The following is a 22,785-nucleotide window of genomic DNA, read 5'->3' on the forward strand; positions in this document are numbered from 1 at the left end:
TTCCTCCACGCAAGGATTTGCCATGACCCGCCCCGTCGCCCTCGTCACCGGCGCATCGTCCGGTATCGGCCTGAGCTTCGCGCATCATCTCGCCCGCACCGGCCACGATCTTGTGATCGTCGCGCGGCGCGAGGACCGGCTGCGCGACCTCGCCGAACAGCTGTCCGCCGAACACGGCATCGATATCGAGGTGATCGCCGCCGACCTCGCCGATCCCGACGACCTCGACGTGGTCGAGGAACGGCTGGAGGCGGGCGATCCGGTCGCGCTGTTCGTCAACAATGCCGGCTTCGCCGCGATGGGCAAAGTCGGCGAAGGCGACCGCGACGACATGACCGACATGCTGCTGCTCAACGTCGTGGCGTTCAGCCGGCTGGCCGATGCGGCGATGGCCGGCATGAAGCGGTCGGGTACGGGCACGATCATCAATGTCGGGTCGGGCACGCTGTTCACCAAGATGCCGAGCTATGCCGGCTATGGCGCGACCAAGGCCTATGTCGCCTATTATACCCGCGTGATGCAGGCCGAGGCGAAGGACGGCAACATCCGCATCCAGCTGCTGATCCCCGGCGTCACCGCGACCAATTTCCACCATGTCGCGGGCAAGAGCGTCGACGACTTCCCGCCCGAACGGGTGATGGAGCCCGACGACCTCGTCGTCGCGTCGCTGCGGGGGCTGGAGCTGGGCGAGGCGGTCTGCATCCCGTCGCTGCCCGACGTGGCGGACTGGGAAGCGCTGGAGGCGGCGGAAGCGAAGATCGCGCCGAATGCTTCGCGGGACAAGGTGGCGGAGCGGTATCACGGATAAGCTCCTCCCCGACACGGGGAGGGGGACCGCCGCGAAGCAGTGGTGGAGGGGGATGGCGACGCAACGCAACCGGTCCATACGCGGACACCCCCCTCCACCAGCTTCGCTGGTCCCCCTCCCCGTGCCGGGGAGGATCGGGTCGCCCACCAATTATTAAGCTCCCGCGGCTAGGCCCGGCATGATAGCGGCCAATCCGGGTCGCGGGGGCGTATGATGGGCAAGCAGGTGCAGCGGATACTGGTCGTCTTCGGCACGCGGCCCGAAGCGATCAAGCTGTTCCCGCTGATCCACGCCCTGCGCGCCCATCCCGGATTCGACACCCGCGTCGTCGTCACCGCGCAGCACCGCGAGATGCTGGATCAGGTCATGGAATTTGCCGGGATCGTGCCCGACATCGACCTGAACATCATGACCGCCGGCCAGTCGCTCGATGCCCTGACCGCGCGGTTGCTGGGTGCGCTCGGCCCGGTCTTCGACGCCGAGAAGCCCGACCGGGTGATCGTGCAGGGCGACACCGCCACCGCGATGGTCGCCGCGCTCGCCGCCTATTACCGCAAGGTCCCGGTCGCGCATGTCGAGGCGGGCCTGCGCAGCCACGACATCTATCATCCGTGGCCCGAAGAGGTGAACCGCAAGATCGTCGGCAGCATCGCCGACCTGCATTTCGCCCCGACGCAGACCGCCGCCGACGCGCTGCTGGCGGAGAATGTGCCAGGCGACCGCGTGCTGGTGACCGGCAACACCGTCATCGACGCGCTGCACATGGCCCGGACACGGATCGCCGCCGAACCGGCACGGACGCAGGCGCTCGACGATCTGGCGCAGCGGTTCGCAGGCAAGCGCGTGGTGTTGGTGACCACCCACCGGCGCGAGAATTTCGGCGGCGGCATGGAAAGCATCGCCCGCGCCATCGCCCGCATCGCCGCGCGCGACGATGTCGGCGTTATCTTTCCGGTCCATCCCAATCCGCAGGTCCGCGGGCCGATGGACGCGATCCTCGGGCACAATCCGCGCGTGGCGATGATCGCCCCCCAGGACTATCCGCATTTCGTCCGCCTGCTCGACCTGTGCCACCTCGTCCTGACCGATTCGGGCGGGGTGCAGGAGGAGGCACCGGGTCTGGGCAAGCCGGTGCTGGTGATGCGCGAGACGACCGAGCGCCCCGAAGGCGTGATGGCCGGCACCGCCAGGCTGATCGGTTCGGACGAGGACCGCATCGTCGCCGAGGTCACGCAACTGCTCGACGACCCCGACGCCTATGCCGCGATGGCAAAGGCGCACAATCCTTTCGGAGACGGCCATGCGTCCGCCCGCATCGTGGAGACCCTCTATGCTTGAACAGCGCATCGCCGCTGCCGACACCTATGACGTGTGCGTCGTGGGGCTGGGCTATATCGGCCTGCCGACCGCCGCCGTCGTCGCCCGGTCGGGCGCGCGGGTGATCGGCATCGACGTCAGCCAGCACGTCGTCGACACGGTCGCGCGCGGCGACATCCATATCGAGGAGGCCGATCTCGACACGCTGGTGCGCGACGTCGTGCTGCTCGGACGCCTTACCACCGCCACCGTGCCGTCGCCGGCCGACGTGTTCGTCATCGCGGTGCCGACGCCGTTCGGGCCGGGCCATGCGCCCGACATCAGCTATGTCCTGAACGCCACCCGCGCTATCGCGCCGGTGCTGGCGCGGGGCAACACCGTGATCCTCGAATCGACCTCGCCGGTCGGGACCACCGAACAGATTCGCGACCTGCTGGCCGAATTGCGCCCCGACCTGGCCCTGCCCGGCCTGTCGGATGCGCCCGACATCGCCATCGCCTATTGCCCCGAACGGGTGCTGCCGGGGCGCATCATTCTCGAACTCGTGTCGAACGAACGTTCGATCGGCGGGATCACCCCGGCCTGTGCCGAAGCCGCCTGCGACTTCTATCGCCGCTTCGTCGAGGGGGCGTGCACCGTCACCACCGCGCGCACCGCCGAAATGGTCAAGCTGGTCGAAAATACCAGCCGCGACGTCGCCATCGCCTTTGCCAACGAATTGTCGATCGTGTGCGACAAGATGGCGCTGAACGTCTGGGACGTGATCGAGCTGGCCAACCGCCACCCGCGCGTCAACATCCTGAAGCCCGGCCCCGGCGTCGGCGGGCACTGCATCGCGGTCGACCCGTGGTTCATCGTCGACGCCGCCCCCGAACAGACCCCGCTGATCCGCACCGCGCGCGAAGTGAACGACGGCAAGGTCGATCATGTCGTCGGCCGGGTCGTGGCGATGCTCGACGCGTCACCGGACGCCCGCGCGTCGTTGCTCGGGCTGGCGTTCAAGGCCGACATCGACGACCTGCGCGAAAGTCCAGCGGTGAAGGTCGCCGCCGACCTGATCGCCCGGTACGGCGACCGGATCGATCTGGTCGAACCGTTCGTCACCGCCCTGCCCCGTTCGCTCGACGGCGGGCGGCTGGTGTCGCTGGACGAGGGGCTGGCCAACGATATTCTGGTCGTGCTGGTCGATCACAGCGCGTTCAAGGCGGTGCCGGTCGAGGCTCGGGCGGGCAAGCAGCTTTACGATACGCGGGGGATGTGGCGGTAATCGAAAGAAAATAGGATTTTCACGCGAAGGCGCGGAGGCACGAAGAGGAAGAGGATTGTTCGCGCAGAGGCGCAGAGAACGCTGAGATGTTGTTGAGCAGGCCATGTCAGCCTGTCTGGCGCAGCCTGATTCCTGTTGGCGCCCCATGGTGAAGAGCCGCAGTCGCGGCGAGCGCTACCCTCAACGTCCTCTGCGCCTCTGCGCGAAATAAAAACTTCTTCTCCGCGTCTCCGCGCCTCCGCGCGAACCACCTATTTCTTCTTCCGAAACTTCGTCCACAAATGCCGCGCCAGCATCGCAGGCGGCATCCTGAGCCAGTGCGAGCGGACATAGAAACCGAACTCGGTGCCCTTGTGCCGCAATCGCCCCCAGCCGTCGCGCGCCAGCAGCCGCCGGGCGAACAACCCATCCGACGCCACCGGTTCCCCACCGCCCGGCGTCCCATAGATCCGCCGCGCCAGCCTGAGCGCGCGGGCCACCGCGTCCGACAGTTGATGTCGCGCCGCCCGCTCGGTCAGCGCCGCGATGAACCCGGCATCCCGCTCGACAAACTCGCGCACCAGCCGGTCGATGTCCCACAGGTTGCGCAAGCCCCCCTGCAAATCGCCATCGGCGAACAGGTGCGCGGCGGCGTGGGCCACCATGTCCTCCGGGCACAGCACCGACAGCCCGTTGCACAGCGGCACGGCATCGGCGATCAACGCCCCCGCATCGGGCGTCGGCCGCGCGGTCGGGGGCAGGATCGTGTGATGCACATCGATCATCCGGTCCCGGTCGCGGTGGATCAGCGGCGGCAGCTCGTGCATCCAGCGGCGATAATAGGCGTCGTCATAAGGGTCGGGCTTCACCCATTCCCACCCCGCCGCCAGCAACGCGGCCTCCACCGCATCGAGATGTTCGCGCGGCACGAGGATGTCGAGGTCACCGATCGCCCGCCCCCGCCCCGCATCCAGCCCGGCGGCGACGAACGCGGTTCCTTTCAGCAGCACCACCGGCAGCCCGAGCGGGGCCAGCGCCCGCTGTGCCGCCTCCGCCTCCCACAACGCCGCCACCCGTCCCTGTTCGGCGGAGGCACGGGCATCGGCGAGGATGCGCGCCGCCGCCGGGGGCATGGCCACGCCGTCCAGCCGCACGGCGACGCTGCCGATCAGCTGCTCGGCCCGCGCCGCCGCGATCAGCGCGTTCCACTGTCCGGCGTTCAGCCCGGTCGCCCGCGCCGGATCGGCCAGCACCGCGGCGACCAGCGCGCCGCTCATGCCAGCTCGCTCCATAGCGTCTCGACCAGTGCGAGTGCGGTTTCGGTATCGGGATAATCGATCGCCCGCACCGGTAGCCTGCGAACCAGCCCGGTCAGCGCGTCGAAGCCGCGCTCGCCCATCGCCACATAATTGGTCGACGCCTGGGTCAGCCGCACGAACGTCTCGGCCGGTTCGACCGGACGCACCGCCTGCGCCTGTCCATAGGTGGGGAACAGCAGCAGCGCCGGTCGCGCCGGCACGTCCATTGCCGCGATCGCCGCGGCATTGGGGACGAGGTGGCGGATATCCCCCTTGGGCGTCGCTGCCAGAAACGGCCCGAACCGCCCGCCCGGCGCCGCGCGTTCCATCACACCGATCGCGGCATTCTTCAGGCTGACGAGGCGCGGAAAGGCGTGGACCAGCCCCGTCGCCGGATCGAGCAGCGCGAACTCGTCGCCCATCAGCCGCCACCCGCGCGTCATCAGCAGCGCCGCCAGCGTCGACTTCCCCGCCCCCGATTCGCCGGTCATCAGCAGCGCCCGCCCGTCCCGCTCGGCGGCGGAGGCGTGGAGCAGCAGGTAGCGACGCTGCGCCAGCGCCATTTGCAGGTTCATCCCCATCTCCGCCGCCAGCACCCCCTGCGCCAGCGGCAGCGGCGCGGCGTCGGGGATGGTGAAGTCGCCGCCGATCATCACCGACGGTCGCACCACCCGCCGCCACGGCCGCGCGGCGAACAGGCGCACGTTGAAGTCGGCGATGCCATCCTCGGGCTGGGGATAGTCGCGATACAGGGTACGCAACTGATCGACCGGCGTGCGCCAGTCGCTGCCGATCCGGAACCCGACCGGCCCGATGCGCAACGTCGCGACATGCCTCACGCCGGTTGGTCCACGCACTCGACCAGCCCGGTATCGACCAGTTCGTCCAGCCGCGCGACGAGGCCCCCCGTATCGCCATCGGCCAGGTCGTAGCGCGCCGCCAGCGCCGCCAGCAATTCATCGGCGGTCATCGCCCGGTCGGCCAGCAGGTCGAGAATCTCGGGCACCGGCGGCGCGACGACATGCGTCTGCCCCGACGCCCGGTGATAGACGGCGCTGAGCTGGTCCAGCGGCACGATGCGCAGCGATGCCACCGGCGGCGCGCGATAGCGTGCCGCCACGGCTGCGTCAGCCGCGCGGCATCTGAAGCGATGCGAAGCAGGTGAAGCCGCTGGTCCCGTTCTGGAGCCGCTGGACATATTTCAGATAGGCGCGGGTCGTGTCGCCATCGGCGCCGGGCAGGTTCTGCCCGTTCATCGCCGCCTTCACCTGCTCGCCGGTGAACGGCCGATTGGCACCGGGAAAGGCGCCGGGCGTGCCTGGCGCCACGACCTGACCGTCGGCCGCGATCAGCTGTCCGGCGCGCGCGCGATCGGGAATCGGAATCTCGCAGGTCATGATCGACGCCTGCGTCTGTGCCAGCGCCGGGCGGATCGACACCACCGCCGACGCGCTCGCCGCACCGATCAGCAGCGTACGCCGTGCCAGCGTACCGTCGTTCGGGGGGGTGGGCGTGTCGGTCATGCGCCATCTTCCCCAATGCGTCGCGTTTCGCAACGACAAAGAGGGTTAAGGAATGTCCGACAAAGGGGCGATCCGCCCCCTCTGGCCTTGCGCGACACTTCCGCCTAATCGGGGGTGATGGACGAATTCGGCCCCCGCCTGCCCCTCGCCCTCGTCATCGCGGTCGGCGTCGCCCTGTTGGCGCTGCTGCTGGGCGCCGGGATCAATGCCAGCGCGGTCGTGCTGGTCGGCGCGGTCGCCGCGGTGCTGGTCGCCGGGCTGCACGCCCCCGAACGGGGCCCCACCGAATCACCCGACACCGCGCGCCAGCATGCCGCCGCCGCGACCCAGTCGGCGATCGATGCGGTCGACGAACCGATCCTCGTCATTGCGGCGGGCCATGTCGAGGCGGCGAACCCCGCCGCGCTCGCGCTGCTGGGCCAGCATGTCGTCGGCGGCGACGTCCGCCTCGCCATCCGCCATCCGGCCGCGGCCGAACGGCTGTTCGGCACGCGCGACGATCGCGAACCCGTCGGGCTGGTGGGCCTGGGCGCGCGCGACCAGAGCTGGGAGATGCGCGTCCGTCCGCTGACCCACGACCGGCGGCTGGTGCATCTGGTCGACCGCACCGGCAACCGCGCGACCGAACGGATGCGCGTCGATTTCGTCGCCAATGCCAGCCACGAACTGCGCACCCCGCTCGCCTCGCTGCTGGGTTTCATCGAAACGCTGCGCGACGAGGCGGGCGAGGATCCGGGCGTGCGCGAACGCTTCCTGAAGGTCATGAACGACGAAGCGCGGCGGATGCAGCGGCTGATCGACGACCTGATCTCCCTCAGCCGGATCGAGGCGGAGAAATATCGCCCCCCCGACCAAGCGGTCGACCTGTCGACGATGGTGCCGGCGGTCCGCGACGAACTCGCCGCCACCAACCCGACGCGCGGCGGCGACGTCGCCCTGACGATCGACCACGACGTCACTGTGATCGGCGACCGCGCGCAATTGTCGCAGCTGCTGCACAACGTCATGGGCAATGCGATGAAATATGGTCGCGCCGGCACTCCGGTCGAGGTGCGGCTGACGTCGCGCGACACCATGGCCGAACTGGTGGTGCGCGACCATGGGGAGGGGGTGGCGATCGAGCATCTGCCACGGCTTACGGAACGCTTTTACCGTGTCGACTCAGGGCGCAGCCGGGCGCTGGGGGGAACCGGCCTCGGCCTCGCGATCGTCAAGCACATCGTCGAGCGGCATCGCGGCCGCCTCGATATCGGCAGCGTGGTGGGCGACGGCACGACGGTTTCCGTCCTGCTGCCCCTCCACGGTGTCATGAAGCCGTAACGCGATGGTAACACAGCACGCCCGAGCGTCGCGAATGTCCGTATACGCCCATGGAAACTGGAACCGCATGTATCGCCGGATCGCGTCCGTCGTGGCCCTCGGCCTAGCGCTTGCCGCATGCGAGCCGCAGACGTCGCGCGACCATATCCGCGTCGTCGGGTCGTCGACCGTCTATCCCTTCACCACCGCCGTCGCGGAGATGCTGGTGAACGCCAACCCCGACCTGCGCGCGCCGCTGGTCGAATCGACCGGCACCGGCGCGGGTGCGGCGCTGTTCTGCGCCGGCATCGGCCCGCAGCATCCCGACATCCTCGACGCCTCGCGCCGGTTGAAGAAGTCCGAATATGCCGGCTGCGTGTCGCACGGGGTGAAGGAGATCATGGAGATCCAGGTCGGCGTCGACGGCGTGGCGCTGGCCGAATCGAACAACGGACCGAAGCTGCAGCTGAGCAGGCGCGACGTCTACATGGCACTGTCGGCCAATCCGCTGGGCAGGCCCAACACCGCGCGGATGTGGAACGAAATCAACCCCGCCCTGCCCGCGATCCCGATCCAGTTCTTCGGCCCCCCCTCCACCAGCGGGACGCGCGACGCGCTGGTCGAACTCATCATGGTCCCGGCGTGCGAGGCGGCGTTCCCGCAGGCCAAGGCGCTCAAGGACAGCGACAAGGACCGCTACGAGGACATCTGCACCCGCATCCGCGAGGACGCGGCCTATGTCGACAAGGGCGAGAACGACAATCTGATCGTGCAGAACCTGTCGACCAACCCCAACGCGATCGGCATCTTCGGCTATTCCTATCTCGAGGAGAACAAGTCGCGGCTGCACGGCGTGCCGATCGACGGCATCGCCCCCAGCTACGACAGCATCGCCGGCGGCACCTATCCCGGCGCGCGTCCGCTGTTCCTCTATGTGAAGAAGGCGCATATCAAACCGGTGCCCGGCATGACCGACTTCCTCGCCACCTTCGCGAAGTCGTGGGACCCGGGCGGTCCGCTGACCCGCCGCGGGATGATCGCCGCGCCCGCCGCCGTCCGCGCCGAATCGGCGGCGGAGATCGCGAACCAGACGGTCATGGACCCGGCGGGGCTGCACTGATGCACGGCTTCACCCTGATCCTGCTGGTGCTGGGGTTCGGCGGCATCGGCTGGATGGTCGCCCGCGCCCGCGCCGCCCGCTTCGCCAAGCCGGTCACCGCCGCCGACCGCCCCAATTCGCTGCCCAGCCAGCATGGCTGGCACATGGCGATCTGGATCGCCGCACCGGCGCTATTGTTCCTGAGCGTCTGGAGCGCAGTATCGCCCGCGCTGGTGCGCGATGCGGTGCTGTCGACGCCCGCCGCCACCGGCCTGCCCGGTCCCGGCTTCGAACGCTCGGCGATCCTCGCCGAAGCGCGCGCGCTGGCCAGCGGCACCGCCTATGGCGCGTTCAACCAGCAGGCAGAGGTGCTGGCCCCGGCCTATGCCGCCGCGCAGAGCCGCTACGACTGGATCGGCACCGCACTTGCCATCCTGCTCGCCTTTGCCGGCGGGGCGTTCGCCTTCACCCGCATCCGCCCCGATTACCGGGCGCGTACGCAGGTCGAGCGCGCGGTGATGCTGGCGCTGCTGGTCGCGTCGCTGATCGCGATCCTGACCACGCTCGGCATCTTCGTGTCACTGGTGGTCGAAAGCTGGCGCTTCTTCCGCATCGTGCCGGTGACCGATTTCCTGTTCGGCACCAACTGGAGCCCGCAGGTCATCCGATCGTCCGATCCCGGCGCGACGCTGGGCGCGGTGCCGCTGTTCTGGGGCACGTTCTTCATCGGCGCGGTGATCGCGATGATCGTCGCCATCCCGTTCGGGCTGATGAGCGCGATCTACCTGACGCAGTACGCCCGCCCGGCCGTGCGCAAGTGGATGAAGCCGATCCTCGAGATCCTCGCCGGCGTGCCGACCGTCGTCTATGGCTATTTCGCCGCGCTGACCGTCGGTCCCGCGATCCGCGACCTCGCGGTGGTGCTGGGGATGCCGTTCGCCAGTTCGGAAAGCGCGCTGGCCGCCGGCCTCGTCATGGGCGTGATGATTATCCCGTTCGTGTCGTCGATGGCCGATGATTCGATCGCCGCCGTGCCGCAGTCGATGCGCGACGGCAGCCTGGCGATGGGCGCCACCACCAGCGAGACGATCGCCAAGGTGCTGCTGCCCGCCGCGCTGCCCGGCGTGGTCGCGGGCGTACTGCTCGCCGTCTCCAGGGCGATCGGCGAGACGATGATCGTCGTCATGGCCGCCTCGGGTGCCGCCTCGATCACGCTCAATCCGTTCGAAAGCGCCACGACGGTCACCAAGCAGATCGTCGACCTGCTGACCGGCGAGGCGGAGTTCGATAGCCCGAAGACGCTCGCCGCCTTCGCGCTGGGCCTCACGCTGTTCGCGATCACCTTCCTCCTCAACGTCGTCGCGCTGCGCGTCGTGAAACGGTACCGGGAAGCATATGAATAATCCTGCCAACGTCGCCGGATCGCCCGCGATCGAGCGGGATGTGCCCGAACGGGTGCCGACCGACTGGAAGACGGGGGCGATGCAGAAGCGCATCCGCCGCCGTTATGCCGCCGAACGCCGCTTCCGCTTCTTCGGGCTGGCGGCGGTCGTGCTGTCGGCGGGGTTCCTCGCCTTCCTGCTCGTCACCATGCTCATCAGTGGCGTCGGCGGGTTCCAGCGGACGCTCGTCACGCTGCCCATCGACTTCCCATCGGCGGGGATCGAGGTCGACCGCGCGCAGTTGAAGACGCGTGGCGCCGACCTCGCACTCGCCGGCGCGGGCCTCGAAAACGCCGTCAACGGCACGGCGGCAGCCGCGTTCGGCGAGGACAACCGTGTCGTTTCCGACAGCGCATGGCTGACGGTGCGTGACGCGATCAAGGCCGATCCGTCGATCCTGACGCAAAAGGTCAGCATCCCCGTTCCCGCCGCGCCGGGGCTGGAGGAAGCGGCCAAGGGTGATGGCGAGCCGGCGGACGAAGCGATGGTCGCGCGGCTGGAGCGCGCGGGCGCGATCTCGACCGGGTTCAACACCGACTTCTTCCAATCGGCCGACTCGACCGATCCGACGGCGGTCGGCATCTGGGGCGCGCTCAAGGGCTCGCTGATGACGATGCTCGTCACGCTGCTGATCGCCTTTCCGGTCGGCACGCTGTCGGCGCTGTATCTGGAGGAATACGCCCCGCGGAACCGCTGGACCGACCTGATCGAGGTGTCGATCAACAACCTCGCCGCCGTCCCCTCGATCATCTTCGGCCTGCTCGGACTGGCGGTATTCCTCGGCACGCTCAACCTGCCGCGCTCGGCGCCGATCGTCGGCGGGCTGACACTGGCGCTGATGATCATGCCGGTCATCGTCATCGCCGGGCGCAACGCGATCAAGGCGGTGCCGCCGTCGATCCGCGACGCGGCGCTCGGCATCGGCGCGTCGAAGGTGCAGGTCGTGTTCCACCATGTCCTGCCGCTCGCGCTGCCCGGCATCCTGACCGGCACGATCATCGGCATGGCGCGCGCGCTGGGCGAGACCGCGCCGCTGCTGATGATCGGCATGCGCGCCTTCATCAGCCAGGCGCCACAGGGGTTCGCCGACCCCGCCACCGTGCTGCCGGTGCAGATCTTCCTGTGGTCCGATCAGGTCAGCCGCGGCTTCATCGAAAAGACCAGCGCGGCGATCCTCGTGCTGCTGGCGTTCCTCCTCGCGATGAACGCGCTCGCCATCTATCTCCGCAATCGCTTCGAGACCCGCTGGTAATGACCGACACCACTCTCAACAACGCACCGCCGAAACTGTCGGCGCGCGGCGTCGACGTGTTCTATGGCCAGAAACAGGCGATCAGGGACGTGTCGATCGACATCGACATGGAACATGTCACCGCCTTCATCGGCCCGTCGGGCTGCGGCAAGTCGACCTTCCTGCGCACGATGAACCGGATGAACGACACCGTCGCCTCGGCCCGGGTCACCGGCGACATCCGGCTGGACGGCGAGGACATCTATTCCCCCGCGATGGACGTGGTGCAGTTGCGCGCGCGCGTCGGCATGGTGTTCCAGAAGCCGAACCCCTTCCCCAAATCGATCTACGAGAACGTCGCCTACGGCCCGCGCATCCACGGCCTCGCCACGTCGAAGGGCGAGATGGACGGGATCGTCGAACGATCGCTGACCCGCGCCGGGCTGTGGAACGAGGTCAGGGACCGCCTGACCGACAGTGGCACCGCGCTGTCGGGCGGGCAGCAGCAGCGGCTGTGCATCGCGCGCGCCATCGCGGTCGATCCGGAAGTGATCCTGATGGACGAGCCCTGCTCGGCGCTCGATCCGATCGCGACGGCGAAGATCGAGGAGCTCATCCACGAACTGCGCGGCCGCTACGCGATCGCGATCGTGACCCACAACATGCAGCAGGCGGCGCGGGTGTCGCAGCGTACCGCCTTCTTCCATCTGGGCACGCTGGTCGAATATGGCCGGACCTCGGATATCTTTACCAACCCCCGGCAAGAGCGCACAAAAGACTATATTACGGGGCGTTATGGTTGAGGGAGGCGAAATGACGACGGGCCACGAACATACCGTCAAGGCATTCGATCGCGACATCGGGCATCTGCGCGCGCTGATCTCGCAGATGGGCGGGCTTGCCGAACAGGCGATCCACGACGCGATGCTGGCATTGTCGCGCAACGATCCCGCGCTCGCCAAGCAGGTCCGCGCACAGGACAAGGCGATCGACGCGATCGAGGCGGAGGTCGAGAAGCTGGTCGTGCGCGTCATCGCGCTGCGCGCGCCGATGGCCGACGACCTGCGCGAGGTCGTCGCGGCGCTCAAGATCGCAGCGGTGATCGAACGCATCGGCGACTATGCCAAGAACATCGCCAAGCGCGTGTCGTCGATCCATGGCGAGACGCACGACCCGCGCATCGAACCGCTCAGCATCCTCCCCGCCATGGCGCAGCTCGCGTCGGATATGGTGCATGACGTGCTCAACGCCTTTTCGGCGCGCGACGCGCAGGCGGCGGTCGAGATCTGCAAGCGCGACAATGCGCTCGACGATTATTACAACAGCATCTTCCGCGTGCTGGTGACCTATATGGTCGAAAATCCCAAGACGATCAGCCAGGTCGCCCACCTGCTGTTCGTCGCCAAGAATCTGGAACGCATCGGCGACCATGCGACCAACGTCGCCGAAATGGTCTATTTCGCCGCGACCGGCCAGACGATGGCAGAGCGTGAAACCCCGGACTTCGCAGGATAATCATGACCAAGGCACGGATGTTGCTGCTGGAAGACGATGCGGCGCTGGCCGAACTGATCGCCTTTCATTTCCAGCGCGAGGATTTCGAGGTCGTCCGCACGCACGAGGGCGAGGAAGCGCTGTTGCTGGCGCGCGAGGCGACGCCCGACATCGTCCTGCTCGACTGGATGGTCGAGGGGCTGTCGGGGATCGAGGTCTGCCGCCAGTTGCGGCGACAGGCCGAGACGCAGAACGTGCCGATCATCATGCTGACCGCGCGCGGCGAGGAGGAGGACCGGGTCCGCGGCCTCGAAACCGGGGCGGACGATTACGTCACCAAGCCGTTTTCGCCGCGCGAACTGGTCGCGCGCGTCAACGCGGTGTTGCGCCGCGTGCGGCCCGCGCTGGCCGGCGAGGCGCTGACTTATGCCGATATCGAGATGGACACGGTCGGCCACCGCGTCCGGCGCGGGGGCGAGGTCGTGCCGCTGGGTCCGACGGAATTTCGCCTCCTCAAGCACTTCCTCGAACATCCCGGCTGGGTCTTCTCGCGCGAACGACTGCTCGATGCAGTCTGGGGCCATGATTCGGACATCGAATCGCGTACCGTCGACGTACATATCCGGCGGCTGCGCAAGGCGATCAATGTCGGCGACCGGCCCGATATTATCCGCACCGTACGGTCGGCAGGCTATGCTCTGGACGCGGCGGGCTGAAAACTTCGTCGGAAACCTTTCCGTGCTTGCACGTTTGGTTCGCAGCCTCAACGAAACACGTCACAAGGAGCTATCCGATGAAGACTGTTGCTTTCATGGCTGCCCTGCTCATGGGCAGCGCCGCCGTCGCGCAGACCACCCCGCCGACGACGCCGCCGGCCGATTCGACGATGCAGCCGGGCACGCCGGCCGCGCCGACGCCGCCGGCCGACAACATGACGCCGCCGCCCGCCCCGGACGCCCCTGCCGATCCGGCAGCGGCCCCGACCACCCCGCCGGCCGACCCGATGGCGACGACCGCCGCCCCGGCACCGATGGCGGGTGCGCCGATGGCCGGCACGCCGCAGGTGCAGTTCGCCCCGCCGCAGATGACCCCGCCGCCGGCGGCGAAGGAAAGCTATCCGGTGTGCTCGCGCACCGTGAAGGACGGCTGCCGCAACCCGGGCGGCAAGTAACCGCACGGGCCTGACAGGCCAACAACGGCGCCCCGCTCATCCGGCGGGGCGCCTTTTTTGTTGCCGCCGATCGCCGGCCCAGTCATCGAGTCGGCACTTCCCGCAGCAGGGGCCAGCGCCGCCGCCACCCCTTCGATTGCGCACGTTCCTCATGGATGCGGCGTCTGGCCGCCGTGCAGGGCGGGATCGGCCGCAGGATCAGGTGCAGCAGGTCGTGCAACCCGAACGGCGCCGCCACCTCGGCATCGTCGCCCCTGACGCGACGGACTGCCACGGCGGTCGCCGTTTCCGGCCAGAACCGCATCGCATCGACGGTGGACGCATAGGGCGCATCGCCATTGCGGACATGCATCCTCGCCTGATTCCTGACCGACCACGCGATGCCCGGCGCCGCCGAACGCAAGGCGGCTTCATGCTCCCGGTCGAGCGCTGCATCGATGCGATGCGGATCGTACCAGATCACGTCGACATCACCCGCCAGCGCGGACGGCGTGCGGCCATGCAGCCGATCCCATACGGCATTCCTGACAAAGCCGGCCCCGATCCATCCATCGGGCAGGCCCAGCTCGCGCACGTGCCCCAGCAGCCGCCAGCGAAGCGGATCGGCCCGCAGGATGGCAATGACCTCGGCAGCATCCTCCATGCAACGATGCTATCGTGGCCACTGCTGGGGCGGAAGGGCAGACGGTTGTGTATTGTGCAGGCAATACACGGGTGCTATACCTGACCAATACAGGGAGGTAGCAGCATGTATAGCGAAAGCGATCTGAACGGCGCGGTGGAGGCGGGCGTGCTGTCGCGCGATGCCGCCGAGGCGTTGCGCGCGCACATCGCGCGGCAGCGCGCGACGCCGGTGGTGGACGAGGAACATTTCCGCCTGCTCACCGGGTTCAACGACATCTTCGTCTCGGTCGCGCTCGCGCTGCTGCTGGTGTCGCTGGCGTGGATCGGCGGCACGATCCTGACGCCGCTGGGCGGCCTGGGCGTCGCGGGGGCGGCGTGGTTCCTCGCCGAATATTTCACCGCGAAGCGGCGCATGGCGCTGCCCAGCATCCTGCTGCTGCTGGCGTTCGTCGGCGGCGTCGCGGCGACGCTGGTCGGCATCGTCGTCGAACTCGATCCGCGGAACCTGCCTGACCGGACGACGGCGATGATCTTCGCCGGCATCGGCGTGGTCGCCGCAGGGGCGGCATGGGCGCACTGGCGCCGGTTCATGGTGCCGATCACCGTCGCCGCGGGGGCAGCGGCGCTGGTACTGACCGTGTCGGCGCTGATCGTCGCCGCGGTGCCGACGCTGAAGGACAATTTCTATCCCGTCACGCTGCTGGGGGGCATCGGCGTGTTCGTCGCCGCGATGCGGTGGGACCTGTCGGACCGCGACCGCCGCACCCGGCGCAGCGACGTCGCCTTCTGGCTGCACCTCGTCGCCGCGCCGCTGATCGCACATTCGCTGTTCCAGCTGCTCGGCGTGTTCGGCCCCAGCGTCACGCTGCCGATGGCGGCGGTGGTGATCGCGCTCTACATCCTGTTCGGCGTCGTCGCGCTGGCGGTCGATCGCCGCGCGCTGCTGGTGTCCAGCCTCGCCTATGTCCTCTACGCGCTCTACGCGCTGTTCGAACAGGCGGGTGCGGTCGAGCTGTCGGCGGCGTTCACCGCCTTCGTCATCGGATCGGCGCTGCTGACGCTGTCGGTTTTCTGGCAACCGATGCGCCGCGCGGTGGTTGGGCTGCTCGGCGGCATCGGCGAACGCCTGCCGCCGGTGGCGATGGCCTGAAACCATTCCTCAGGAGCGAACCTCGCGGCCCCGGGCGACCGGGGCCGTTTTTTTCGTGTGCGCGGACCGCCGGGAACGTCATTCCGGCGCAGGCCGGGGCAACGGCCTGTCATTCCTCGACCAGCTTCATCAGCCGCCGCTCGACCGGGGCCAGCACCGGGCCCAGCTCGTGCCCGCGCTTCACGATCGCCCCGGCCTCACCGACCAGCGCCCACATCCCCTGCCGGTTGCGCAGTTCCGGCCGCTTCTCGATACGGAATTCGGGCCGTTCGGTCGCACGGCGGAACGCGCTGAAGATCGCGGCATCACGGCCGAGGTCGATGGCATAGTCGCGCCAGTGCCCCGCCGCGACCATCCGGCCGTACAGGTCGAGGATGCGGGTCAGCTCGACGCGTTCGAACCCGACCTGCCCCGGCTGCCGGGCATTGGGAAAGGGCGTGACGATCCCCATCAGGCGCTGTCGCGATGGTCCCGCTGCTCGGCCAGCAGCTCGTCGAGCCGCCGCCGTAGCGTCTCCACCTCGCAGCGCAGCAGCTCCACGCGCTGCGTCTGCGGGTCGAACGTGTCGCGGCACGGCGTGCCATAGGGAACGAAGCGCGGATCGGTCGCCTGCCCGCCCTCGACCACCGTCGGCCGCGCGGGGATGCCGACGACGGTCGTCCCGTCGGGCACGTCCTTCGTCACCACCGCATTGGCGCCGACGCGGGCGCGCACGCCGACGGTGATTGGCCCCAGCACCTGCGCGCCCGACCCGATGATCGCACCGTCGCCGATCGTCGGATGGCGCTTGCCCGCAACGCCGTTGTCGGGGCTGGTCCCGCCCAGCGTGACGTTCTGGTAGATCGTCACGCCATCACCGATCCGTGCCGTCTCGCCGATCACGACGAAGCCGTGGTCGATGAAGAAATGCCGTCCGATCGTCGCGCCGGGATGGATGTCGATCGCGGTCAGGAAGCGCGAGAAATGGTTGATCGCGCGCGCCGCGAAATACCAGCGCGCACGGAACAGCCGGTGCGCGACCTTGTGGAACGCCACCGCCCACACGCCGGGATAGGTCAGGATTTCGGCGCGCGACCGGGGCGCGGGGTCACGCGCCTTGATCGAATCCAGATAGCGCATCAGCCGCGCAGCCATGGGCAGTCCCCTTTGTCGCCGAGCCCGTTCGCGGTGCGTCGAAACCCGCTTTCCGCACGTTTCCGAACGGACTCCCAGGCCGTGATGTAGGCCGCCCACCACCGCCCGCCAAGTCGTGCTGTAGGCGCAACAAACCCTATGTATCTTGTAGGCATTGTCGTTTGCCGTCATCACTGGCCGCCGCTGAGCCGATATCGAGGGAAATTGGATGTTCGAGAATATCGACTGGGCGCGCCTGGCCGAGTTCGTGGCTGCGGGTTTCGCCGCCCAGATCGTCGACGGGGCACTGGGCATGGCGTTCGGGGTGATTTCGTCGACCCTGCTGGTCAGCGTGCTGGGCGTACCGCCCGCCACCGCATCGGCCAGCGTGCATGTGGTGGAATGCTTCACGACCGGCGTGTCGGGGATCAGCCATGTGCTGCACAAGAACGTGAACTGGAAGCTGTTCTGGCGGCTGCTGCTGCCCGGCGTCGCGGGCGGCGTGACCGGCGCGTACCTGCTGTCGTCGCTCGACGCATCGGTCACGCGGCCGTTCGTGATGACCTATCTCGCGGCGATCGGCCTGTACCTGCTGTGGCGCGGCCTGCGCAAACCGCCCCAGCCGAAGGATCCGAAGGTCATCGCCCCGCTGGGGCTGATCGGCGGCTTCCTCGACGCGGCCGGCGGCGGCGGCTGGGGGCCGGTGGTGACGTCCAACCTGCTGGTACAGGGCGCGACGCCGCGCACGACCATCGGCACCGTCAACACCGTCGAATTCTTCCTGACGGTCAGCATCTCCGCCACCTTCCTGATCCATCTGGGGCTGGAGGCGTTCACCACCGCGGTCGCGGGGCTGCTGATCGGCGGCATCGTCGCCGCGCCGTTCGGGGCGATGTTCGCCAAGCACGTGCCCGCGCGCACGCTGCTGATCCTCGTCGGCATCGTGCTGACGATCACCAGCCTGTACAGCGTGTACCGGGCGCTGTCGTAGGTCTGACAGAAGAAGAAATCGGTTCGCGAGGAGGCGCAGAGGAGAATCGTTTGGGGAGACCGATCGCGTAGCGATCAGCCCCTTCGTGCGCTGTGGCAGGGATGACGGTCCCGCTGTCGCGCGACGACCGTGCGCCGTAACCCCTCCGCGCCTCTGCGCCTCCGCGTGAACCAACTTCTTCCTTCTAAAGCCGGATCACGCCACCGCCGCGTGCACCGTCGCGACCGCCGCCATCACCGCGCCGATCCGCACCGCGCCCTGGATCACCTCGGCCTTGATGCCGTGCTTCTTCAGCACGTCCTCATGCGCGTCGATGCACATGCCGCAGCCGTTCATCGCCGACACCGCGAGGCTGAACAGTTCGAAATCGACCTTCTCGATCCCCGGCGCGGCGATGACGTTCATGCGCAGCTTGGCGGGGATGTTGCCATATTCCTTGTTCTTCGCGAGGTGGACGAAGCGGTAATAGACGTTGTTCATCGCCATCACCGCCGCCGCCGCGCGCGCCGCATTGGCTGCCTCGGGCGAGAGCTTGTCGGCGACTTCCGCCTCGGCGGCATCGACCAGCGGCTTGTGGCCGGTGGCGTGGGCGCAGGCGAGCATGGTCCCGAACTTCTTCTGCGGATCGAGCACCGTCTCGTTCAGCAGCGAGCCGACGTTCAGGCGGATATCCTTGGCGAAGTCGGGCAACTGGCCCGCAAACTCTTTCAACGACATGGGGTTCTCCGGAAAGCAGATACACGACACCCCAGCCGACCGGGCGCCATCGCCGGTCCGCGCTGGGGTGTGGAAAGAACGGGGGGGCGGGACCGAAGCCCCGCCCGAAAAGGCTTACGCCGCGACCTGGAGGACGTCGTCGCCCTTGTTCCAGTTGCACGGGCACAGCTCGTCGGTCTGGAGCGCGTCGAGCACGCGCAGCGTTTCCGCCGGGTTGCGGCCGACGTTCAGGCCGTTGACCTGCACCGCCTGGATGACGTTGTCGGGATCGACGATGAAGGTCGCGCGGAACGCGACATGCTCGTTCCTGTCGAGGATGCCCAGCTTGCTGGCCAGCACCGCGCCGTTGTCGGCGATCCACGGGAAGTCGGCGGCGGCCAGATCCGGGTCGGACTTGCGCCATGCCAGGTGGACGTGCGCGGTGTCGGTCGATGCGCCGATCAGCACGGCGTCGCGATCGGCGAAGTCTTCCTTCAGCTCGCTATAGCCGACGATCTCGGTCGGGCAGACGAAGGTGAAGTCCTTCGGCCAGTAGAACAGCACCTTCCACTTGCCCGGAAACGCGTCGTGGCTCAGCGTCTCGCCGGCCGGCAGCGCGTCGGTGCCCTGCTGGACGGGAACGGTGAATTCGGGGAGCTTGTCGCCAACGGTCAGCATGGAAATGCCCTTTCTTTTGGTGCGTTGCCACACCGTGAATTGCTGCAACGCGATATAGGGTGCGCAACGGACCGTTCCAATCGAAATTGCCCTTGGGATTGATCGACCGAGCCAATAAGTAAGGCGGCATGTCGGTGTATCTGCCTACGCTCAAGCAGCTTCAATATCTGGTCGCGCTGCGCGACGCCGGTCATTTCGGCCGCGCGGCGGAGGCGTCGTTCGTCACCCAGTCGACGCTGTCGGCGGGCATTCGCGAACTGGAAACGCTGATCGGCGTCGTGCTGGTCGAACGCACCCGCCGCGTGGTGCGCTTCACCCCGCTGGGCGAAAGCATCGTCGCCAAGGCGCGCAAGGTGCTGCGCGAGGCGGAGGAACTGACCGACATGGCGCGCGCCGCCGGGCGGCCGCTGTCGGGCGAGATGCGGATGAGCGTCATTCCGACGATCGCGCCGTTCCTGCTCCCGCGCCTGCTGCCCCGCCTGCGCCGCGACTATCCCGACCTCAGGCTCTATCTGCGCGAGGAAGCGAGCGCGGCGGCGTGCGAAGGGCTGCATCACGGGCGCACCGACTGCGTGCTGCTCGCGCTGCCCTATGCCTGTGGCGAGGTGGAGGTGGCGCCGCTGTTCGACGACCGGCTGTCGCTGGCCGTGCCGGGCAACGACGTCCACGACCCCGCGCCGCTGGTCGCCGACGACATCGATCCCGAACGGCTGCTGCTGCTGGAGGATGGCCATTGCCTGAAGGACCATGCCCTGCGCGCCTGCGAACAGCCCGAGGCGCGGGGACAGGCGATGATGATGGGCACGTCGCTGCACACCATCGTCCAGATGGTCGACAACGGCCTTGGCACCACCATGCTGCCGCAGATGGCGATCGATGCCGGCATCCTCGACAATACCGGCGTCACCGCGCGACCGATCGAATCGCAGAACGCATCGCGGCGGATCGCGCTGGTATGGCGACGGGCTTCGCCGCGCGAACGCGATTTCCGGTTGCTGGCAGAGGTGCTTGCCGCCGAACGCGACTGAGGCGCGCGGGCGGGCGGGAACCGTTACGTTACCAAACCGTATTTCTCGGGTCGGTGCGTCACGCACCGCGAATTTTCCCGCAACCACCGGAGAATACCGATGATTCGCGCCACGATTTCCGCCGCCGCGCTCACCCTGTCGCTCGCCGCCGCAGCCCATGCCCAGACCACGACCCAGCCGGCCCAGCCGACCGCGCAGCCGGCACCCGCCGCGCCGGCTGGCACCACCACGGCCCCCGCCGCCCCGGCCGGCACCGCCCAGCCGGGCACGACTGCGCCTGCTGCCGGCGCACCGGTCATGGTCGGCGGCGCGCCGATGCTGCCGACCGCGACGATCGTCGCCAACGCGTCGAAGGCGAGCAACCTGACCACGCTGGTCAAGGCGGTGCAGGCTGCGGATCTGGCCGCGACGCTGTCGGGCCCCGGCCCGTTCACCGTGTTCGCCCCGACCAACGAAGCGTTTCAGCGACTCGCGCCGGGCACGCTCGACCAGCTGATGAAGCCGGAACAGAAGGCGTCGCTGACCAAGCTGCTGACCTATCACGTCGTGGCCGGCAAGCTGGACGCCGAAGCGCTCAAGAAGCAGGTCGAGGCCGGTGGCGGCACCGCGACGCTGACCACGGTCGAGGGCCAGCCGCTGAAAGCGACGCTGGAAAACGGCGCGCTGGTGCTGACCGATGTCGGCGGCGGCAAGAGCTATGTCACGCAGTATGACGTCGAACAGTCGAACGGCATCGTCCATGTCGTGAACGGCGTGCTGGCCCCCAAGCTCGGCTGATCCGCGGTTTGGGGTAGATAACGACCGGGCGGGAGCGATCCTGCCCGGTTTTTTTTGCGGCCACTCTCGTTCCCACCCACCCCGTTCAGTTCGAGCAGCTTCGAGCTTGTCGAGAAGCGTCCGTCGAGAACCCCTTTCACCGGCGAAACCCTCGAACGTCCCCCCGGCGGAACCCCGTTCTCGATACGCGCTCTCGACTTCGCTCGATCGCTACTCGAACCGAACGGAATGGGTGGAAATGGCCAGATGGCTCGAGGAAATCCGTTTTCCCGAATAGCCGTTGAGCTTGTCGAAAGGGCGGATCGAAGGACCGGCCCCGAACGCAGCGTCAGGTGTTTAATCCATCCGTCTGGAACCGTCACCCCAGCGAAGGCTGGGGTCTCCATCGGCTCCTGCTGCGCGCTACCACCGGGAGATTCGAGCCTTCGCTGGGATGACGCCCGTTTCAGTATGAGTGGATCAAACTCTAAACGGCGCCACCCCACCGCGCCGCCGCCGCGTCGTCGCTCGCCCGCGCCTCGACCCACCGCGCATCGCTCCCGCGCCGTTCGCGCTTCCAGAACGGCGCCCCGGTCTTCAGCCGGTCGATCAGGAACGCACACGCCTCCAGCGCCGCCGCGCGGTGCCGGGCGGTCGTCGCGACGAACACCACCCGGTCGCCCGGCACCATCGGCCCGACGCGGTGGACGATTGTCGCCTGCGCGAGCCCCCAGCGCTCGGCCGCCTGCCCGCACAATGCTTCCAGCGCGCGCTCGGTCGCGCCGGGATAATGTTCGAGCGCCAGTTCGGTCACCCCGTCGTCGCCGCGCACCAGCCCGGTAAAGGTCGCCACCGCGCCGGCATCCGCCGCCTCCGCAGCCGCGAACTCGGCGGCAAGGTCGATCGGCGCATCCTGCACCACGACCCGGATCATCCGCCGGTCACCGGCGGAAAGATCGCGACCTCGCGCGCGCCCGCGATCGGCGTGTCGAGCGGCACGAACGCCTGATCCACCGCCGCGCGCAGCCGCTGCCGGTCGGCGAAGGCGGTCGCATAGCCCCCGCCCCGGCCGGCCAGCCAGTCGATCAGCCCGGCGACGGTCGCGACGCCGGCGGGCGGATCGACCCGCTCGCTACCGGTCCCGATCGCCTCGCGCACCCATGCGAAATACAGCAGCTCGATCGGCATCAGCTGTCCATGTGCCGCAGGCCGAGGCGCAGATAGTCCCAGCCGGTGACCGCGGTCAGCACCGCCGCCCCCCACAGGCACACCAGCCCGGTGACGTGGACGAACGCATGGGCCGGCACCGCGCCCGCAAGGATCAGCGCGCCGAATGCGACCAGTTGCAGCGTCGTCTTCCACTTGGCGAGCTGCGACACCGGCAGCGACACCTGGATGCCGGCGAGGAACTCGCGCAGCCCCGACACCGCGATCTCGCGCAGCAGGATGACCAGCGCGGCGATCAGGTGGATGCCGGTGATGATCGCGACGTCGTGGCGCGTGCCGACCAGCATCAGGATGACCGCGGCCACCATGATCTTGTCGGCGATCGGGTCGAGGAACACGCCCAGCTTCGACACCGTCCCCTGCGCCCGCGCCAGATAGCCGTCGAAATAGTCGGTGATTCCCATCAGGCAGTAGAGCGCGAAGGCGATCGCATAGCCCGCCTCCCACATCGGCCACCACAGGAACGCGACCAGCAGCGGCACCGCCAGGATACGCGACAACGTCAGGATATTGGGAAGCGTCAGCACGTATCGGCGCTTAGCATCCCCGGCGGGCCGGGTGAAAGCGGCAAAACGGCGATTGAAGCGCGCGGAC

Annotated in this window: 27 protein-coding genes; 15 read left to right on the forward strand and 12 right to left on the reverse strand. The window is 68.2% G+C overall.

Features of this window, described 5'->3' with window-relative positions; all coding sequences use genetic code 11:
* The first annotated feature begins 22 nt into the window (after window positions 1-22).
* The 3 genes from QLH51_RS09040 to wecC all read left to right on the forward strand — a co-directional run bounded on the left by QLH51_RS09040 (window position 23) and on the right by wecC (window position 3,392).
* Entirely contained in the window at window positions 23-808 is a 786-nt protein-coding gene (locus tag QLH51_RS09040; RefSeq protein ID WP_125657899.1) for an SDR family NAD(P)-dependent oxidoreductase, read from the forward strand.
* Window positions 809-1,018: 210 nt separating this feature from the next.
* A complete protein-coding gene (gene wecB / locus QLH51_RS09045) occupies window positions 1,019-2,146 on the forward strand; it encodes a non-hydrolyzing UDP-N-acetylglucosamine 2-epimerase (protein WP_443018822.1) in 1,128 nt (375 codons plus the stop codon).
* The gene (wecC, locus tag QLH51_RS09050) at window positions 2,139-3,392 is read left to right on the forward strand and encodes a UDP-N-acetyl-D-mannosamine dehydrogenase (RefSeq protein ID WP_125657904.1); all 1,254 of its coding nucleotides are present in this window, start codon (window positions 2,139-2,141) and stop codon (window positions 3,390-3,392) included. Before wecB ends, wecC begins: the two co-directional genes overlap by 8 nt.
* Before the next feature lie 251 nt (window positions 3,393-3,643).
* Here wecC and QLH51_RS09055 read toward each other — a convergent pair whose 3' ends face one another.
* Genes QLH51_RS09055 through QLH51_RS09070 form a run of 4 tightly spaced genes read right to left on the reverse strand, consistent with a single transcriptional unit; the run spans window position 3,644 to window position 6,192 of the window.
* The gene (locus QLH51_RS09055; RefSeq protein ID WP_125657907.1) at window positions 3,644-4,648 is read right to left on the reverse strand and encodes a nucleotidyltransferase domain-containing protein; all 1,005 of its coding nucleotides are present in this window, start codon (window positions 4,646-4,648) and stop codon (window positions 3,644-3,646) included.
* A complete protein-coding gene (locus tag QLH51_RS09060) occupies window positions 4,645-5,508 on the reverse strand; it encodes an HprK-related kinase A (RefSeq protein ID WP_125657910.1) in 864 nt (287 codons plus the stop codon). Before QLH51_RS09060 ends, QLH51_RS09055 begins: the two co-directional genes overlap by 4 nt.
* The gene (locus tag QLH51_RS09065) at window positions 5,505-5,789 is read right to left on the reverse strand and encodes an HPr-rel-A system PqqD family peptide chaperone (RefSeq protein ID WP_206429031.1); all 285 of its coding nucleotides are present in this window, start codon (window positions 5,787-5,789) and stop codon (window positions 5,505-5,507) included. The genes QLH51_RS09060 and QLH51_RS09065 overlap by 4 nt, the downstream gene beginning before the upstream one ends.
* A 7-nt stretch (window positions 5,790-5,796) precedes the next feature.
* Entirely contained in the window at window positions 5,797-6,192 is a 396-nt protein-coding gene (locus tag QLH51_RS09070; RefSeq protein ID WP_125657916.1) for a hypothetical protein, read from the reverse strand.
* A gap of 117 nt (window positions 6,193-6,309) precedes the next feature.
* Here QLH51_RS09070 and QLH51_RS09075 point away from each other — a divergent pair, with 117 nt between their 5' ends.
* From QLH51_RS09075 to QLH51_RS09110, 8 genes are all read left to right on the forward strand, one after another.
* Complete coding sequence (locus QLH51_RS09075) at window positions 6,310-7,512, forward strand: ATP-binding protein (protein WP_125657919.1); 1,203 nt, start codon at window positions 6,310-6,312, stop codon at window positions 7,510-7,512.
* 67 nt (window positions 7,513-7,579) lie between these two features.
* Window positions 7,580-8,611, forward strand: a complete 1,032-nt coding sequence (locus QLH51_RS09080; protein ID WP_125657924.1) for a substrate-binding domain-containing protein — start codon at window positions 7,580-7,582, stop codon at window positions 8,609-8,611.
* Window positions 8,611-9,993 carry a phosphate ABC transporter permease subunit PstC gene (pstC, locus tag QLH51_RS09085; protein ID WP_125657927.1) on the forward strand — a complete coding sequence of 461 codons (1,383 nt, stop codon included), beginning with the start codon at window positions 8,611-8,613 and terminating at the stop codon, window positions 9,991-9,993. The genes QLH51_RS09080 and pstC overlap by 1 nt, the downstream gene beginning before the upstream one ends.
* Complete coding sequence (gene pstA, locus QLH51_RS09090; RefSeq protein ID WP_206429033.1) at window positions 9,986-11,284, forward strand: phosphate ABC transporter permease PstA; 1,299 nt, start codon at window positions 9,986-9,988, stop codon at window positions 11,282-11,284. Before pstC ends, pstA begins: the two co-directional genes overlap by 8 nt.
* Window positions 11,284-12,066, forward strand: coding sequence for a phosphate ABC transporter ATP-binding protein PstB (gene pstB / locus QLH51_RS09095; protein ID WP_125657930.1), 783 nt, complete (start codon window positions 11,284-11,286; stop codon window positions 12,064-12,066). Before pstA ends, pstB begins: the two co-directional genes overlap by 1 nt.
* 10 nt (window positions 12,067-12,076) lie before the next feature.
* Window positions 12,077-12,778: a phosphate signaling complex protein PhoU gene (phoU, locus tag QLH51_RS09100; protein WP_125657933.1), complete on the forward strand. Its 702-nt coding sequence runs from the start codon at window positions 12,077-12,079 to the stop codon at window positions 12,776-12,778.
* Between the two features lie 2 nt (window positions 12,779-12,780).
* Complete coding sequence (phoB, locus tag QLH51_RS09105; protein ID WP_125657936.1) at window positions 12,781-13,473, forward strand: phosphate regulon transcriptional regulator PhoB; 693 nt, start codon at window positions 12,781-12,783, stop codon at window positions 13,471-13,473.
* Window positions 13,474-13,550: 77 nt separating this feature from the next.
* Window positions 13,551-13,928 carry a Fe-S oxidoreductase gene (locus QLH51_RS09110; protein ID WP_125657939.1) on the forward strand — a complete coding sequence of 126 codons (378 nt, stop codon included), beginning with the start codon at window positions 13,551-13,553 and terminating at the stop codon, window positions 13,926-13,928.
* Between the two features lie 82 nt (window positions 13,929-14,010).
* Here the strand turns inward: QLH51_RS09110 and QLH51_RS09115 are convergent, their stop codons facing one another.
* Window positions 14,011-14,571, reverse strand: a complete 561-nt coding sequence (locus QLH51_RS09115) for a nucleotidyltransferase family protein (RefSeq protein WP_125657942.1) — start codon at window positions 14,569-14,571, stop codon at window positions 14,011-14,013.
* A 105-nt stretch (window positions 14,572-14,676) separates the two neighbouring features.
* On the opposite strand from QLH51_RS09115, the gene QLH51_RS09120 reads away from it, so the two are divergent.
* Complete coding sequence (locus tag QLH51_RS09120) at window positions 14,677-15,702, forward strand: hypothetical protein (RefSeq protein ID WP_125657945.1); 1,026 nt, start codon at window positions 14,677-14,679, stop codon at window positions 15,700-15,702.
* 109 nt (window positions 15,703-15,811) lie between these two features.
* On the opposite strand, the gene QLH51_RS09125 is transcribed toward QLH51_RS09120, so the two are convergent.
* The gene (locus QLH51_RS09125) at window positions 15,812-16,153 is read right to left on the reverse strand and encodes a DUF2794 domain-containing protein (protein ID WP_125657948.1); all 342 of its coding nucleotides are present in this window, start codon (window positions 16,151-16,153) and stop codon (window positions 15,812-15,814) included.
* Window positions 16,153-16,836 carry a serine O-acetyltransferase EpsC gene (gene epsC / locus QLH51_RS09130; RefSeq protein WP_125657951.1) on the reverse strand — a complete coding sequence of 228 codons (684 nt, stop codon included), beginning with the start codon at window positions 16,834-16,836 and terminating at the stop codon, window positions 16,153-16,155. Before epsC ends, QLH51_RS09125 begins: the two co-directional genes overlap by 1 nt.
* Window positions 16,837-17,044: 208 nt before the next feature.
* Between epsC and QLH51_RS09135 the strand changes: the two genes are divergently transcribed.
* Window positions 17,045-17,806: a sulfite exporter TauE/SafE family protein gene (locus QLH51_RS09135; protein WP_125657954.1), complete on the forward strand. Its 762-nt coding sequence runs from the start codon at window positions 17,045-17,047 to the stop codon at window positions 17,804-17,806.
* Window positions 17,807-18,001: 195 nt separating this feature from the next.
* Here the strand turns inward: QLH51_RS09135 and QLH51_RS09140 are convergent, their stop codons facing one another.
* Window positions 18,002-18,523 carry a carboxymuconolactone decarboxylase family protein gene (locus QLH51_RS09140; RefSeq protein WP_125657957.1) on the reverse strand — a complete coding sequence of 174 codons (522 nt, stop codon included), beginning with the start codon at window positions 18,521-18,523 and terminating at the stop codon, window positions 18,002-18,004.
* A 114-nt stretch (window positions 18,524-18,637) separates the two neighbouring features.
* On the reverse strand, window positions 18,638-19,180 hold the full coding sequence (locus QLH51_RS09145) for a peroxiredoxin (RefSeq protein ID WP_125657960.1): 543 nt from the start codon (window positions 19,178-19,180) through the stop codon (window positions 18,638-18,640).
* A 128-nt stretch (window positions 19,181-19,308) separates the two neighbouring features.
* Here QLH51_RS09145 and QLH51_RS09150 point away from each other — a divergent pair, with 128 nt between their 5' ends.
* Both QLH51_RS09150 and QLH51_RS09155 read left to right on the forward strand, forming a co-directional pair.
* Window positions 19,309-20,208, forward strand: coding sequence for a hydrogen peroxide-inducible genes activator (locus tag QLH51_RS09150; RefSeq protein ID WP_125657963.1), 900 nt, complete (start codon window positions 19,309-19,311; stop codon window positions 20,206-20,208).
* A 99-nt stretch (window positions 20,209-20,307) separates the two neighbouring features.
* Complete coding sequence (locus QLH51_RS09155) at window positions 20,308-20,985, forward strand: fasciclin domain-containing protein (RefSeq protein WP_125657966.1); 678 nt, start codon at window positions 20,308-20,310, stop codon at window positions 20,983-20,985.
* Between the two features lie 466 nt (window positions 20,986-21,451).
* Here QLH51_RS09155 and QLH51_RS09160 read toward each other — a convergent pair whose 3' ends face one another.
* The 3 genes from QLH51_RS09160 to pgsA are packed head-to-tail and all read right to left on the reverse strand — an operon-like array spanning window position 21,452 to window position 22,718.
* A complete protein-coding gene (locus QLH51_RS09160) occupies window positions 21,452-21,898 on the reverse strand; it encodes a molybdenum cofactor biosynthesis protein MoaE (RefSeq protein WP_125657969.1) in 447 nt (148 codons plus the stop codon).
* Window positions 21,895-22,152, reverse strand: coding sequence for a molybdopterin converting factor subunit 1 (moaD, locus tag QLH51_RS09165; protein WP_125657972.1), 258 nt, complete (start codon window positions 22,150-22,152; stop codon window positions 21,895-21,897). The genes QLH51_RS09160 and moaD overlap by 4 nt, the downstream gene beginning before the upstream one ends.
* Entirely contained in the window at window positions 22,152-22,718 is a 567-nt protein-coding gene (pgsA, locus tag QLH51_RS09170) for a CDP-diacylglycerol--glycerol-3-phosphate 3-phosphatidyltransferase (protein WP_125657975.1), read from the reverse strand. Before pgsA ends, moaD begins: the two co-directional genes overlap by 1 nt.
* Window positions 22,719-22,785: the final 67 nt, after the last annotated feature.

Origin of the sequence: Sphingomonas sp. 2R-10 (genome assembly GCF_030062225.1) — a bacterium.
Taxonomy (GTDB): Bacteria; Pseudomonadota; Alphaproteobacteria; order Sphingomonadales; family Sphingomonadaceae; genus Sphingomonas.